General features: G+C 72.5%; 9 protein-coding genes. 6 read left to right on the top strand and 3 right to left on the bottom strand.

What is annotated here, in order from left to right; all coding sequences use genetic code 11:
• Positions 1-128: 128 nt before the first annotated feature.
• Positions 129-590 carry a DUF6338 family protein gene (locus tag KLI87_RS01715; protein WP_308165811.1) on the top strand — a complete coding sequence of 154 codons (462 nt, stop codon included), beginning with the start codon at positions 129-131 and terminating at the stop codon, positions 588-590.
• Here the strand turns inward: KLI87_RS01715 and KLI87_RS01710 are convergent.
• On the bottom strand, positions 583-2,892 hold the full coding sequence (locus tag KLI87_RS01710) for a DEAD/DEAH box helicase (protein ID WP_214615565.1): 2,310 nt from the start codon (positions 2,890-2,892) through the stop codon (positions 583-585). The genes KLI87_RS01715 and KLI87_RS01710 overlap by 8 nt on opposite strands.
• 248 nt (positions 2,893-3,140) lie before the next feature.
• Between KLI87_RS01710 and KLI87_RS01705 the strand changes: the two genes are divergently transcribed.
• The 5 genes from KLI87_RS01705 to KLI87_RS01685 all read left to right on the top strand — a co-directional run bounded on the left by KLI87_RS01705 (position 3,141) and on the right by KLI87_RS01685 (position 10,246).
• Positions 3,141-3,494, top strand: coding sequence for an STAS domain-containing protein (locus KLI87_RS01705; protein ID WP_214615564.1), 354 nt, complete (start codon positions 3,141-3,143; stop codon positions 3,492-3,494).
• Positions 3,495-3,510: 16 nt separating this feature from the next.
• The gene (locus KLI87_RS01700) at positions 3,511-3,951 is read left to right on the top strand and encodes an ATP-binding protein (RefSeq protein WP_156217243.1); all 441 of its coding nucleotides are present in this window, start codon (positions 3,511-3,513) and stop codon (positions 3,949-3,951) included.
• Positions 3,952-5,690: 1,739 nt separating this feature from the next.
• Positions 5,691-8,117, top strand: coding sequence for a sodium-translocating pyrophosphatase (locus tag KLI87_RS01695; protein WP_156217244.1), 2,427 nt, complete (start codon positions 5,691-5,693; stop codon positions 8,115-8,117).
• A gap of 454 nt (positions 8,118-8,571) precedes the next feature.
• Entirely contained in the window at positions 8,572-9,708 is a 1,137-nt protein-coding gene (locus KLI87_RS01690) for a hypothetical protein (RefSeq protein ID WP_214615563.1), read from the top strand.
• 70 nt (positions 9,709-9,778) lie between these two features.
• Positions 9,779-10,246: a histidine phosphatase family protein gene (locus tag KLI87_RS01685; RefSeq protein WP_214615562.1), complete on the top strand. Its 468-nt coding sequence runs from the start codon at positions 9,779-9,781 to the stop codon at positions 10,244-10,246.
• Here KLI87_RS01685 and KLI87_RS41395 read toward each other — a convergent pair.
• Both KLI87_RS41395 and serB read right to left on the bottom strand, forming a co-directional pair.
• On the bottom strand, positions 10,243-12,474 hold the full coding sequence (locus KLI87_RS41395; protein ID WP_214615561.1) for an FUSC family protein: 2,232 nt from the start codon (positions 12,472-12,474) through the stop codon (positions 10,243-10,245). The two genes, KLI87_RS01685 and KLI87_RS41395, sit on opposite strands and share 4 nt — an antisense overlap.
• A 56-nt stretch (positions 12,475-12,530) precedes the next feature.
• A complete protein-coding gene (serB, locus tag KLI87_RS01675) occupies positions 12,531-13,727 on the bottom strand; it encodes a phosphoserine phosphatase SerB (protein WP_156217248.1) in 1,197 nt (398 codons plus the stop codon).
• Positions 13,728-13,793 lie beyond the last annotated feature (66 nt).

Below are 13,793 nucleotides of genomic sequence, written 5' to 3'. Positions count from 1 at the left end.
CGACGGATTGCGCGGAGCCCTGGTGCTCGGTGCTCCTGGTTGACCTCGCGGCGGCGTCCTGGCCCGCCTGGATTCGGCTGCGGGGGCCGTCCGCTATGGGGCGGGGGAGGCTTTTGCGGGGTGGATGAGTGGGGGTGGCGGGTGGATTGGGGGCGGGTCTAGGCTGCCTTGCCAGTCGGATCCCCCCGGATCGTCCGGCAGATGGAGAGGAGATCCTCCGCATGATCTTCCTGGGGCTGGTCATCGCGCTCGCCGCCGTGGTGGTGGGGACGGCGGTCGTGCTGGACGACACGGGCGAGGCGCAGTTGACCTTGTTCGGGGACGGCGTGCCGGGGGTCACCGAGCAGTGGCACGTGTTCATGGCGGGTGCCGTGGTGGCGATCGTGTTCGTGGCCGGGGCCGGGGTGGCGGCGCTCGGATACAAGCGGGCGATCGGGATGCGGCGGGAGTTGCGGGATCTGCGGGACGAGCACGAGCAGTCCTTGCAGACGCTGGAGATGGAGCGCCGCAAACTTCAGCAGGCGCTCGCCCAGGCGCGGCGTGAGATGGACGAGGCGCCGGTCCCCGCTCAGCGGGTCGCGCCTAGTTAGGGGCCCCCGCCAGGAGCGCGGCGAGGAGGTCCAGGGCGCCGTGCTTGTCCAGGGGGTCGTTGCCGTTGCCGCACTTGGGTGACTGGATGCAGGACGGGCAGCCCGAGTCGCATTCGCATGCGGCGATCGCGTCGCGGGTGGCGCGGAGCCATTCGGCCGCGTCGCCGTAGCCGCGTTCGGCGAATCCGGCGCCGCCCTCGTGGCCGTCGTAGACGAAGACGGTGAGCAGGCCCGTGTCGGGGTGGACGGCGGTGGAGACGCCGCCGATGTCCCAGCGGTCGCAGGTCGCGAACAGGGGGAGCAGGCCGATCGAGGCGTGCTCGGCGGCGTGCGCGGATCCGGCGAGGTCGATGTCGCCCAACGCGTCGATCTGGGACGGGGAGAGCGTCCACCAGACGGCGCGGGTGCGGAGCGTGCGGGGTGGCAGGTCGAGGGGCTTCTCGCCGAGCATCTCGCCCGTCTGGACGCGGCGCATCTGGTAGGCGACCACCTGGCGGGTGACGTCGACCATCCCGAAGCAGAGGGTCGCCTCGCCCCAGGACGTGGAGCGGAGCCGCTCGGCGATCGTGATGTCGGTGACGTCGCGGGCGGTGGTCGTGTAGTCGGGGTCGGCGGGTTCGACGAGCGCGACGGAGTCGTCCAGGTCCAGGGTCTGGACGACGAACGAGTCGCCCTGGTGGATGTAGATCGCGCCCTCGTGGACGGTCGTGTGGGCGGACGCCTCGTCCACCGTGCCGAGCAGCCGTCCGGTCATCGCCTCGACGACCTGGATGGGAGCGCCGCCCGCGCCGCGGATGTCGGCCAGGTCGGCGGCCCTGTCGCGGCGCGTCCAGTACCAGCCGGCGGGGCGGCGGCGCAGGAGGCCGCGGCGGACGAGGTCGGGCAGGAGGTCGGCGGTCGCGGGGCCGAAGAGGTCGCGGTCGTCCTCGCTGAGCGGCATCTCGGACGCGGCGGCGCAGAGGTGCGGTTCGAGGACATAGGGGTTGTCCGGGTCGAGGACGGTGGCCTCGACCGGTGTCCCGAAGATCGCCTCCGGATGGTGGACGAGGAAGGTGTCGAGCGGATCGTCGCGGGCGACGAGGACGGAGAGCGCGGCCTGTCCGGAGCGTCCGGCGCGTCCGGCCTGCTGCCAGAGGGACGCGCGGGTGCCGGGCCAGCCGCAGACCAGGACGGCGTCGAGCCCGGAGACGTCCACACCGAGTTCGAGCGCGTTCGTGCTGGCCAGGCCGACGAGGTCGCGGGAGCGCAGGGCGGCTTCGAGGGCGCGGCGCTCCTCGGGGAGGTAGCCCGCGCGGTAGGCGGCGACCTGGTCGGCGAGGTCCGGGGACACCTCGTGCAGTGCCCGCTTCGCCCCGAGCGCGACCGATTCGGCTCCCCGGCGAGAGCGAACGAAGGCCAGCGTCTGGACGCCCTCGACGACGAGGTCGGCGAGCAGGTCGCCCGCCTCGGCCGTCGCCGTCCGGCGGACCGGTGCGCCGCGCTCGCCGCGCAGCTCGGTGAGCGGCGGCTCCCACAGCGCGAACGTGGCGGGGCCCCGGGGGGACGCGTCGTCATCGACGGCGACCACGTCCAGGCCGGTGAGCCGGGACGCGGCGCTCGCCGGCTCGGACGTGGTGGCCGAGGCGAGCACGAACGTCGGGTGCGCGTGGTAGCGGGCGCACAACCGGCGCAGGCGGCGCAGGACGTGCGCGACGTGCGAGCCGAAGACGCCGCGGTAGCCGTGCGCCTCGTCGACGACCACGTACCGGAGGCGGCGCAGGAACGACGACCAGCGCGCGTGGGAGGGCAGGATCGAGCGGTGCAGCATGTCCGGGTTGGTCAGGATGTAGTTCGCGTGCTGCCTGACCCACGTCCGCTCGTCCCGAGGGGTGTCGCCGTCGTAGGTCGCCGCGCGCACCCGGGTGAGCCGGAGGGCGCGCAGGGCGCGGAGCTGGTCGGCGGCCAGGGCCTTGGTGGGCGACAGGTAGAGGGTCGTCCCCTCCTGATGGCGGTTCTCTTCGCCGTCGTAGATCGCGGCGACGGAAGGCAGCAGGTAGGCGAGCGATTTGCCGGACGCGGTGCCTGTGGCGATGATCACAGACCGGCCGGCGTGGGCGTGCTCGGCCGCGACCGCCTGATGTTGCCAGGGCGCGTCGATGCCCTGGACGGCGAGCCGCTCCAGCAGCAGCGGCGTGGACCACGCCGGCCATGCCGCGCGACGGCCCTCACGTGCGGGAACGCTCTCCACATGGGTGATGCGGTCGCGACGCGTGGGGTCGGCGAGGAGCCGGTCGAGGGGAGGTGAGGATCTTTGGGCGCCCATCAGGTTTTCAGTTTGCCAGCCGGGGCAATACTACGGGAACGCCCCGGTGCCGGAGGGCCCTTCCCCCCTGCCCTGACCATTAGATCAGCAGGTCAGACGGGATGGCGCGAACTTTCGCCCGAGTGGGCGATAACGTGCGTGCACGTCGCCGGGGCGTGGTTGAATCACGGCTAAGTCTCGCCGACCGAACGCCGCTCCGGGGTCGGACAATGCGAGATCAGATTGTGCTGCACGGCGCTGGAGGATCTGTGGACCTGAAGGTGAACGACTACACCACCGACGATGGCCTCACCGTCATCAACGTGGAGGGCGAGATCGACGTCTACACGGCGCCCAAGCTTCGCGAGAAGCTCATCGACCTGGTCAACAAGGGCAAGTTCCACCTGCTCGTGGACATGGAGAAGGTGGAGTTCCTCGACTCGACCGGCCTTGGCGTCCTGGTCGGCGGGCTCAAGCGGGTGCGCGCCCACGACGGTTCCCTGGAGCTGGTGTGCACCCAGGAGCGCATCCTCAAGATCTTCCGGATCACGGGGCTGACCAAGGTCTTCGGCATTCACGACACGATCGCGGAGGCCGAGGAGAAGCGCAGGGGCGCCAGGTAGGCGGCCTGAATCTGAGATGGCGACCGTTGAACTGTCCTTCAGTGCGCTGCCCGTCCATGTCCGGACCGCTCGGCTGATCGTGACCGCCGTAGCCCGTCGCAGCGGCGTCGCCGAGACGCTGCTCGACGAGGTCAGGCTCGCGGTCGGCGAGGCGTGCTCGCGTGCCGTGGAGGCGCACCGCCGGCACTGCCCGGACGAGCCCGTGCGGCTCGAACTGGTCGGTACCGAGCACCGCTTCGAGGTCATCGTGAGCGACACCGTCCCCGGCGACGACGCGGCGGGCGGACTCCCCACGATCGACGACGCGGAGGAATTCGAGTACGGCCTTGGCGAGGGCACCGCGGAGCTTGGACTGGCCGTCATCGCCGGGCTCGCCGAGGACGTGGACATCGAGGCCACGCCCAAGGGCGTCCAGATCCGGATGAGCTGGCCCGCCGAGGCCGAGGCGACGATCTGAGGCGCACCCGTCCCGACCCAGGCCCGCAAGGGCCTCGCCCGGCGGCCGTGCCGGCCCCAGCCCGGCCCGGCACCGCACGCCCGGCGGCGGTGTCTCCGCGATCCCGGCCCCTCGTGCACGCCCGGCGGCCCGCACGTCGGCCGTGATCGCACCGGCACCGCATCCTTTCGCGATCATCCCCGGGGTGAGGCACGCCTCCGGCCCCGCCTCACCCCGGGCCCGCCAAAGCACTCAGGCGGCGGCTGAAACCGCCCGAACCCCTCGCCTGACGGCTGCGTCAATGAGGTAGGCGCTCCGCTCGGCGACCGTGCCCACGAAGTCCGACCCCCCTCCCACCTCCCCTGCGCCGCTCGGGCCCCCTGCTCCTGTTCCCCGCGACCCACTCCGCAGGCTTGCTCCCGCTCCCGGCTCCTGCTCGCCCCGCGCTCCGCGTCCCGTGCCCCGCGTCCCGTGCCCCGTGCCCCGTGCTCCCGCGCTCCGCGTCCCGCACTCCGCGCTCCGCGTCCTGCGCTCCGTGCCCGCGCCCCGCGCCCGCGCTCCGTGCCCGCGCTCCGCGTCCTGCGCTCCGTGCCCGCGTCCCGTGCCCCGTGCTCCCGCGCTCCGCGTCCCGCACTCCGCACTCCGCGTCCTGCGCTCCGTGCCCGCGTTCCGTGCCCCGCGCTCCGCGTCCCCGTTCCGCACTCCGCGTCCCGTGCCCCGTGCTCCCGCGCTCCGTGCCCCGCGTTCCGCACTCCGCGTTCCGCACTCCGCGTTCCGCACTCCGCGTTCCGTGCCCCGTGCTCCCGCGCTCCGCGTCCCGCACTCCGCGTCCCGCACTCCGCGTCCCGCACTCCGCGTCCCGCACTCCGCGCTCCGCGTCCTGCGCTCCGTGCCCGCGCCCCGCGCCCCGCGCCCCCGTTCCGCACTCCGCGTCCCGTGCCTCGCGCTCCGTGTCTCGCGCTCCATGCTCCCGCGTTCGGCGTTCAGCTCTGGGGGCCTGTGGTCCGCGCCTCCGGGTCCCGTTTCGCGGGCCCGCTCTCGCTCTCCGTGTTCTCGCGTTCCGTGCCTGGTGGGTCGGGCTGTTGTGGGTGAGGGCGGCATCGCTTCTTGATGGTCCGCCTCCGGTGGGCTGGTGCATGCGACCGCTCAGGTCACTGTGGAGGGGACTCAGGCGATTCTCCGTCCGCGCGTGGGTCGCCCTCGGCCGCCTCCTGCGCGCCAGGCGCGGCCGCTCCTTGCCGGGTCGTCGCTCCTCCGCCTTGTGTGAGGCGTGGGGCGGGTGGGATTGCGGGCGGTTCTTGGGTCTTCCGGACGGACCCGTGTTTCAGGTGGGGGCGGTTGTCGGGTGCCGGAGCGGCATGTGGGATCTTCTGTAGGTCGATCTTGATATATCCCGATTTTGGGTCTGGACATTTCCCATGATAATGCCTAGCTTAAATGGGGAACGCCGGTGACTCTGATGCGGAGGGGTGCGGCGTGGACGTGTCAAGCTATCCGCCGGGCAAGAACTTACTGACCGCTGCTGACCTGCGGCGATGATGAACCACGGCACTTAAAGGTCAATTTCCGGCGTAACGCTCATTGCTTTTCCGTGACATCTCTGTAAAGGAGGTCGCGGCCTTCTCATTCGCATGCCGCCTGCGTAGACTCCCGGAACCCGCGCTGCCGTGCGAGGCGTTCGAAATCATGACTCGCGGGGTACGCGGTAAAGATCGTCTTTTGGACGGTTGAGAGCGCAACGCCCCTGTCGAGGAGGACGGATGTCTGGGCTTTCCCTGTCAAGCCCGGCCAGCGCAGACGTGGATCTCGGCGGCGGCGACCTCACCCTGGTCGTCGTCGTCGCCGTGATCGCACTGCTGGCACTGGCCGTCGCCGCAGGTCTGGTACGCGACGTGCTGGCCGCGGGCCAGGGCACGGAGAAGATGCAGGAGATCGCGCGGGCGGTCCAGGTGGGCGCGAGCGCCTATCTGAAACGCCAGTTCCGCACGGTCGGCGTCTTCGTCGTGCTCATCCCGCTTGTTCTGTTGCTCCTACCCGCCGATTCGACGTCCGAACGGATAGGACGGTCGGTCTTCTTCGTCATCGGCGCGATCTTCTCGGCCGTCACCGGGTTCACCGGCATGTGGCTGGCGGTCCGGGGCAACGTCCGGGTCGCCGCGGCCGCGCGCGAGGAGGGCGGCGAGAAGACGGCGATGCGGATCGCGTTCCGCACCGGCGGCGTCGCCGGGATGTTCACGGTCGGGCTCGGCCTGTTCGGCGCGGCGGTCGTCGTCCTCGCCTACAAGGGCGACGCCCCCAAGGTGCTGGAGGGCTTCGGCTTCGGCGCCGCGCTGCTCGCCATGTTCATGCGGGTCGGCGGCGGCATCTTCACCAAGGCCGCGGACGTGGGCGCCGACCTGGTCGGCAAGGTCGAGCAGGGCATCCCCGAGGACGACCCGCGCAACGCGGCGACGATCGCCGACAACGTGGGCGACAACGTCGGGGACTGCGCCGGGATGGCGGCGGACCTGTTCGAGTCCTACGCGGTCATGCTGGTCGCGGCGCTGATCCTCGGCACCGCGGCGTTCGGCACCGAGGGCCTGGTGTTCCCGCTGATCGTGCCGATGATCGGCGTGATCACCGCGGTGATCGGAATCTTCGCCGTCGCGCCCCGTGACGGCGACCGTTCCGGGATGTCCGCGATCAACCGGGGATTCTTCATCTCGGCGATCATCTCGGCGGTGCTGGTGGCGATCGCGGCGTTCGCCTACCTGCCCTCCTCGTTCGCCGACCTGTCCGGCGTCACCGACCCCGACATCCGCGACCTGGACGCCGACCCGCGCTGGGTCGCGCTCGGCGCAGTGATCATCGGGATCGTGCTGGCGAGCGCGATCCAGCTGCTCACCGGCTACTTCACCGAGACGAACCGCAAGCCCGTCCAGGAGGTGACGGGCAGCGCCAGGACGGGCCCGGCGACCGTCATCCTGTCCGGCATCTCGCTGGGGCTGGAGTCGGCCGTCTACACCGCGCTGGTGATCGGCGCGGCGGTGTACGGGGCGTTCCTGCTCGGCTTCGGCAACACCACCGTGGCGCTGTTCGCGGTGGCGATGGCCGGGACCGGGCTGCTCACCACGGTCGGCGTGATCGTCTCGATGGACACCTTCGGGCCCGTCTCCGACAACGCGCAGGGCATCGCCGAGATGTCCGGCGACGTCAAGGGCGAGGGCGCGGCGGTGCTGGAGCGGCTGGACGCGGTCGGCAACACGACCAAGGCGATCACCAAGGGCATCGCGATCGCGACGGCGGTGCTGGCGGCGACCGCGCTGTTCGGCTCGTTCCGGACGACGGTCGTGGAGGCGCTCGGCGACGCCTCGGCCGACGCCAAGGACGCGCTCGGCGACTTCAAGGTGTTCAGCCTGTCGATCGACAACCCGAACGTGCTGATCGGGCTGATCATCGGCGCGGCCGTGGTGTTCCTGTTCTCCGGCCTGGCGATCATGGCGGTCGGACGGGCGGCGGGACGGGTCGTGGTGGAGGTGCGCGAGCAGTTCCGCACCAAGCCCGGGATCATGAACTACACCGAGAAGCCCGACTACGACCGGGTGGTGGACATCTGCACCCGGGACGCGCAGCGCGAACTCGCCACCCCCGGGCTGCTGGCGATCATGACGCCGATCGCGGTCGGCTTCGCGCTCGGGTACGCGCCGCTCGGCGCCTTCCTCGGCGGCGCCATCGCGGCCGGGGTGCTGATGGCGGTGTTCCTGTCCAACTCCGGCGGTGCCTGGGACAACGCCAAGAAGCTCGTCGAGGAGGGGCATCTCGGCGGCAAGGGCAGCGAGGCGCACGAGGCGACGGTGATCGGCGACACGGTCGGCGACCCGTTCAAGGACACGGCGGGCCCCGCGATCAACCCGCTGATCAAGGTGATGAACCTGGTCGCGCTGCTGGTCGCGGACGCCGTCGTCACGTACGCGGGCAACGTCCCGCTGCGCATCGGCGTGACGGTCGTGTCGGTGGGCATCGTCGTCGCCGCGATCGTGGTCTCCAAGCGGCGCGCCGACCCGATCGCCGAGGCCCCGACCGCGCCGCCCGCCGCCGAGGGCTCCGGGTCGTCCGGGTCCATCGGCGGCGCGACGGTCGTCGAGCCGCGCAACGGCGAGACCGAGGCCGAACGCGCGGGTGAGGGGTCGGCGGCGAACAAGGGCTGACCGTCCGGAAGAGGCGAGATCGAGGGCCGGTGGCGCGCGAGGCGCCGCCGGCCCTTCCGCATCGGTGGGTGGTGTCGCGGGCATGCGGGCCCGGCCATACGCTGTACACGGACGTGCCGGGAGGACGGCCGACCGGCGAAGCGTGGAGGTGGACGGTGGCGAGCGGAGGGAAGTCGGCGATGTCCGGGCCCAAGGGGTTCGCGCTCGTGCTCGGCGGGATGCTCGGCATCATGCTCCTGCTCTGGGGCCTCGCGGCGCTCGTCGCCCCCTGAGCACTCCTGGACAAAACCGCCATCAGGCGTGTCCGTTTTTGGAGGGCGACCGGGCCTCGCAGGTGAGGCCGGGTTTACCGGGGTTGCCGTTTCCGGTCGTGCCGGATGCGGACCTTGAGGGGCCGCCGGCGCGGTGGGCACCGTGGCGGGTGACGCTCCCCCGTCCGATGTCAGGAGCCCGGATGTCGTCCGACCATCTCAGCCGCCGGACCGTGCTCACGGCCGGTGCCGCCGTCGCCCTCACCCCCGTCCTGGGCCGGACGGCCGCCTCGGCGGACGTGCCGACCTGGCAGGACGTGCCGGTCTCCCTCGGGGCGGACGTCGCCTCCCTCGACGCGCTCGCCCTCGTGGACCGCCACTGGGGGTGGGCGGGAGGCGAGCTGGCGGGGACGGCCTACAACCTCGCCCTGGCCAGGTGGAACGGACGTGCCTGGAGCCGCTTCCCCATACCCGAGCCCTTCGGCGGCGGAGGCGTCGTCATGGCCGCGGCGGACCGCCGCCACCTGTGGCTGATGGGGTACGGCACCTACTACAGCGCCTTCTGGGACGGCTCCGCCTGGCATGAGGCGGAGATCCCGCGTGACCCCGGTTTCAGCTTCCCCGTGGAGGTCGGCCCGTATTCGATCTCGGCGGCGCGCGACGGGACGGCCTGGGCGGTCCTCGTGGACGTGGTGAACGACCGGTACGCCGCCGTGCGCTGGGAGGACGGCGCGTGGGCCAGGGTGCCCGTGCCGGTGCCCGACCGGGGCGTCGCGCAGCGCGTCGCCGTCCGGTCGTCCCGCGACGTGTGGATCAGCGGGTGGTACCGCGGCGGGAGCGGGAACCGGATGCCGTTCAGCCTCCACTGGGACGGACGCTCCTGGACCGGTGTGGCCGTCTCGCCGCCCGACCAGCCCCGCGAGGGCCAGACCATCAAGCACCTGTTCCCCGTTTCCAGGTCGCTCGCCTGGGCCTACCGGAGCTGGGACGCGATGCCCACACGGCGGACCCTGCTCCGTTGGACGGGAGGCGATTCCTGGCAGGAGTTCCCGCTCCCCGACGACGTCCCCTACACCGGCGGGGCCCTGGCGGACGACGGCCGGGGCGGCGTGTGGATCGGGGGCGGAGACTACGGGTCCTCCGGCTACGGACACTTCCGGGACGGCGGCTGGACGGTCCTGAGAGGCCCCTCGCGCCAATCCGACGAGCGGGCCGACGTCATGAGCCTGGCCAGGGTGCCCGGCACGCGGACGGTCATGGCGGTGGGCCAGATCACCTGTCGCGACACCGGAAACCCGTCCGGCTACGCGAAAAGGCCCTTCGCCGAGCGCCTCCACTGACCTCGGCCGCACACGCGTGCAGCCGACTGGCCGATGCCGCCCGGGACGGGACACCGCCTAGGGTGGCGCCATGCCGACGCTCATCGTGCTCCGCCACGCCAAGGCCGTCTCCGGCCTGGAGATTCCCGACATCGACCGCACCCTCACCGACCGCGGCCGGCGCGACGCCGCCGCGGCCGGGGAGTGGCTGCGCGCGAACGACCTCGTCCCCGACCGGGTGCTGTGCTCGGTCGCGACGCGGACGCGCGAGACCCTCGACCAACTCAAGATCGACGCGGATACGGTCGTCGAGCCGAAGATCTACGACAACGACCCCGACGAGCTGCTCGCCCTGGTGGCCGAGACCCCCGCCGAGGCCGGCAGGCTCCTGCTGGTCGGGCACAACCCGTCGGTGCACCACCTCGTCCACGACCTGACCGGGCAGGCGCCCGACGCGTTCCCGACCTGCGCGCTCGCGGTGATCGGGCTGCCGGGCGCGTGGGCGGACGCGCGGCCCGGCACCGGAACGCTGGTCACCGTCCGGACCCCGAAGGACTAGGACCACCCGGCGGCCAGCGACCCGTCGATGACGCGTCCGGTGTCGCGGCGCAGCGCCCTGATCGTGTAGCGGGTGCCCGACACCTGGAGGAGGGCGTGCCGCAGCGGCGTCAGCTCGTCCCGGTCGACGCCCGACTTGATCTCCGCGCGGCGGCGGCGCGTGAGCGTGGACAGGTAGTCGTCGAGCCCGGCCAGCTCGTCGTCCAGCTCCAGGACCGTGGACGGGGCCTCGCGGTCCTCGGGCGGTTCCTTCACCGCGGTCGCGGCCTCCTCCAGCGTGTCCGCGAGCCGGTCGAGGATCTCGGGGACGGGCCCGGTGTCGGGCGCCTTCTCGCGGGAGATCCGGGCGACCGCGATCAGGTGGTCGCGGATCCGGTGCGAGGCGCGCACGACGGTGTCGAGCCGGTTGATCAGCTTGGTGTCGGGGACCCGCTCGTGGCAGAGCCGGGTCCGTGTCTCGGCGACGGCCTCGGCCGCCTCCTCGGCGGCGACGATCTTCTCGTGCGGCAGCCGCACGCGTTCGCCGCCGGTCACGTCCGCCGCCGCCCGGACGAGGTCGGCGTGCAGCGCCAGCAGCCGCGAGAGCTGGACGGGCAGCCGCTCGCGGTGCCCGGTCGGCCACAGCAGCGAGATCGCGAGGAACGACAGCAGGGTCCCGGCGAAGGTGAGCCCGATCCGCTCGCCCGCCGTGCGCCAGTCGGCCGGGACCGTGAAGTCCAGCAGCAGCATCGCCTGCGGCGTCCCGAACAGCGCCCAGTAGGTGAAGTTCACCGGGCGCAGCGCGAACCCCGCCAGCGCGAAGCAGAAGACGATCAGCGCCGTGGTGGGGCGGCCGGGCGCGAGCGTGAGCAGCAGCGCCGCGATGACCGAGCCCGCCGCCGTGCCGCCCACGCGCTGGACGAGCTGGTCGACGGTCTCGCCGTAGCTCGCGCGCAGGCTCAGCATCGCGGTGATCGTCATCCAGTGCCCGTGCGGCAGGTGCAGCGCCGCGGCCAGCGTCATCGACACCAGGGCGGTCACGAACACGCGCGAGACCTGCCGGAACCTCGGCGACCGCGTCCGGACGGCCTTGCGCAGCCGCTCCAGCGCCGAGACGGGGTGCGGCGCGTCCGGCATCCTGGGGTGGCCGAGCCCGATCCGCAGCCCGCCCGCGACGATCCGCCGCGCGGACGCGATCTCGCCGGCGATCCGGTCGATCGACCGGCGTACCTGGCCGATCAGCGAGACCGCGACGAGGTCCTCGTCCCCGGCGAGCCCGGCGCGCCTGATCGTCTCGGCGGCCCGCCCCATCCGGCGGACGGCCGCCGACTCCTCACCTCCCAGCGGCGCCTCGCCCCACGTCTCGATCGCGCCCGCCAGCAGCCGCAGCCGCGCCGCCAGCGCGGACACGGCGGTCTGCGCCTCCAGCTCCCACTCGCGGTCCGGCGGGTAGTTCCGCGCCGCCTCCAGCACGGCCTGCAACGTCACGGTCTCGTGCAGGACGCGCGACAGCGCCTCGATCAGCCGCTCGGGACGCGTGGGGTCGCCGCCGCCGCGCCCCGTCCGGTACAGGGCGTAGGTGGCGCGCGCCGAGGTGAGGGCCTCGGACGCGTCGCGCCTGCACCGCTCCCAGTCCGGCTTGCGGGTGACGGCGATCAGGTCGGGATGGACGTCGTCGAGGGGGCTCTCGTCGGACGCGCCGATGTCCTGCGCGACGGCGTCCAGCGTCATCGCGACCTTGTCGGCGGCCTCGAACAGCGCCTCCCGCAGCGGCCGCAGCCGCCGCGCGGGCCAGGGCGCGAGCAGCAGGGCGGTGGTGAGCAGCCCGCCGACCAGCTCCAGTGCCCCGGTGTGGACGACGTCGGCGGACGGCGGGCGGACCGCGCTGAGCAGCACCGCGAGCCCCGCCGTCGCCCCGATCCGCGGGACGGCCACGCCCAGCGCGATCAGCGGCGGCACCACGATCACGGTGGGCCAGGTGTGCCCGGACAGCGCCCCGCCGACCCCCGCGCCGACCGCGACCATGACGACGCCCGCGGCGAGATCGCGGGCGCGGGCCCCGTAGGGCCCCTCCGGCGCCCGCAGCGCGACCAGGTACGCGCCGAGCGCGATCACCGAGCCCTCCGCCGCGTGGCCCGTCAGCGACCCGGCGAGCAGCGGCACCGCCATGGCGAGCGCGGCGGCCAGCCCATAGAAGGGCGTGATATGCCCTTCTACCTGGGCGTACGCGTCCCGCGCACGCTTGAGCACGCTGCCTCCGCTGTCCGGCGACCCGCTATCTGATCACCAATACCCACGAGGGGGGCTCAGTAGGCTCCGGCGTCCGCGGCCTCGACTTCCTCGCGGGAGATGCCGAGGAGGAAGAGGATCGTGTCGAGATAGGGCACGTTGACCGTCGTGTCGGCGGCCTCGCGCACGACGGGCTTGGCGTTGTAGGCGATGCCGAGCCCGGCCGCCTGAAGCATGTCGAGGTCGTTCGCGCCGTCGCCGATCGCGACCGTCTGGCTGATCGGCACCCCGGCCTGCCGCGCGAAGCGCTTGAGCGCGGCGGCCTTGCCCGCGCGGTCGATCACCGGTCCGGTGACGCCGCCGGTGAGCTTGCCGTCCTTGATCTCCAGGGTGTTGGCCATCGAGTAGTCGATGCCGAGATCGTCCACCAGGGCGTCGGTGACCTGCGTGAACCCGCCGCTGACGATCGCGAACGCGTAGCCGAGGCGCTTGAGCGTGCGGACCATCGTCCGCGCGCCCGCCGCGAGCTGCAACTCGCCCCGGACGAGGTCGATCGCGGCGGCGTCGAGCCCGGCCAGCAGGGCCACGCGCTCGCGCAGCGACCCCTCGAAGTCCAGTTCGCCGCGCATGGCGGCCTCGGTGACCTTGGCGACCTCGTCCAGGCACCCCGCGTGGGCGGCGAGCAGCTCGATGACCTCGCCCTGGATGAGGGTGGAGTCGACGTCCATGACGATCAGCCGCTTGGCCCGCCGGTGCAGGCCGCCGCGCTGGACCGCGATGTCGACCTGCTGCTCGGCGGCCTCGGCGGCCAGCCCGGCCCGCAGCTCCTCGGGGACGGCACCGGAGACGTCCAGCTCGATGCAGGTGACGGGGGTCGCGGCGAGCCGCTCGATCCGGTCGATGTTGGCGCCGTTGGCGGCGATCCGGCTGGCGATCCCGGCCATCGCGGCCGGTGCCAGCGGCGCGCCGAGCACGGTGACGTGCAGCCGCCCGCGCCGCTTCGGCATCCGCTTGTTGCGGCCGGTGGACAGCTCGACCTCCATGTCGAGGTCCGTCGCGACCTTCTCGGCGGCGTTCCAGACCCGTCCGATGTCGGCGCCCTCGGTGTAGGCGAGCAGCACGCCGAGGACGAGCCGGCCGCGGATCACGACCTGCTCCACGTCGGCGACCGTCAGCGGGAACTCCGCGAGGGTACGGAACAGCCGGGACGTGACGCCGGGGCGGTCACGGCCGGTGAGGGTGATGAGCAGCGTGCGCTGTGCTGGGCCGTCCATGCTGTTCACAACGGTACCGGGCGGGGCGTGTGGATGGCCTGTGAGGTCCACCATGCAAGACGTCGG

Origin of the sequence: Actinomadura sp. NEAU-AAG7, from assembly GCF_018603865.1 — a bacterium.
GTDB classification, from domain to species: domain Bacteria; phylum Actinomycetota; class Actinomycetes; order Streptosporangiales; family Streptosporangiaceae; genus Spirillospora; species Spirillospora litoris.
The sequence above is the reverse complement of the archived record's forward strand: the minus strand, read 5'-3'. Positions and strand labels throughout refer to the sequence as shown.

What these genes read in the sequence shown, in the direction of transcription:
- KLI87_RS01695 (WP_156217244.1), top strand. Translation starts at nt 5,691, where the DNA reads ATGTCTGGGCTTTCCCTGTCAAGCCCGGCCAGCGCAGACGTGGATCTC.
- KLI87_RS01685 (WP_214615562.1), top strand. Translation starts at nt 9,779, where the DNA reads ATGCCGACGCTCATCGTGCTCCGCCACGCCAAGGCCGTCTCCGGCCTG.
- serB (WP_156217248.1), bottom strand. Translation starts at nt 13,727, where the DNA reads ATGGACGGCCCAGCACAGCGCACGCTGCTCATCACCCTCACCGGCCGT.
- KLI87_RS01690 (WP_214615563.1), top strand. Translation starts at nt 8,572, where the DNA reads ATGTCGTCCGACCATCTCAGCCGCCGGACCGTGCTCACGGCCGGTGCC.
- KLI87_RS01700 (WP_156217243.1), top strand. Translation starts at nt 3,511, where the DNA reads ATGGCGACCGTTGAACTGTCCTTCAGTGCGCTGCCCGTCCATGTCCGG.
- KLI87_RS01710 (WP_214615565.1), bottom strand. Translation starts at nt 2,892, where the DNA reads ATGGGCGCCCAAAGATCCTCACCTCCCCTCGACCGGCTCCTCGCCGAC.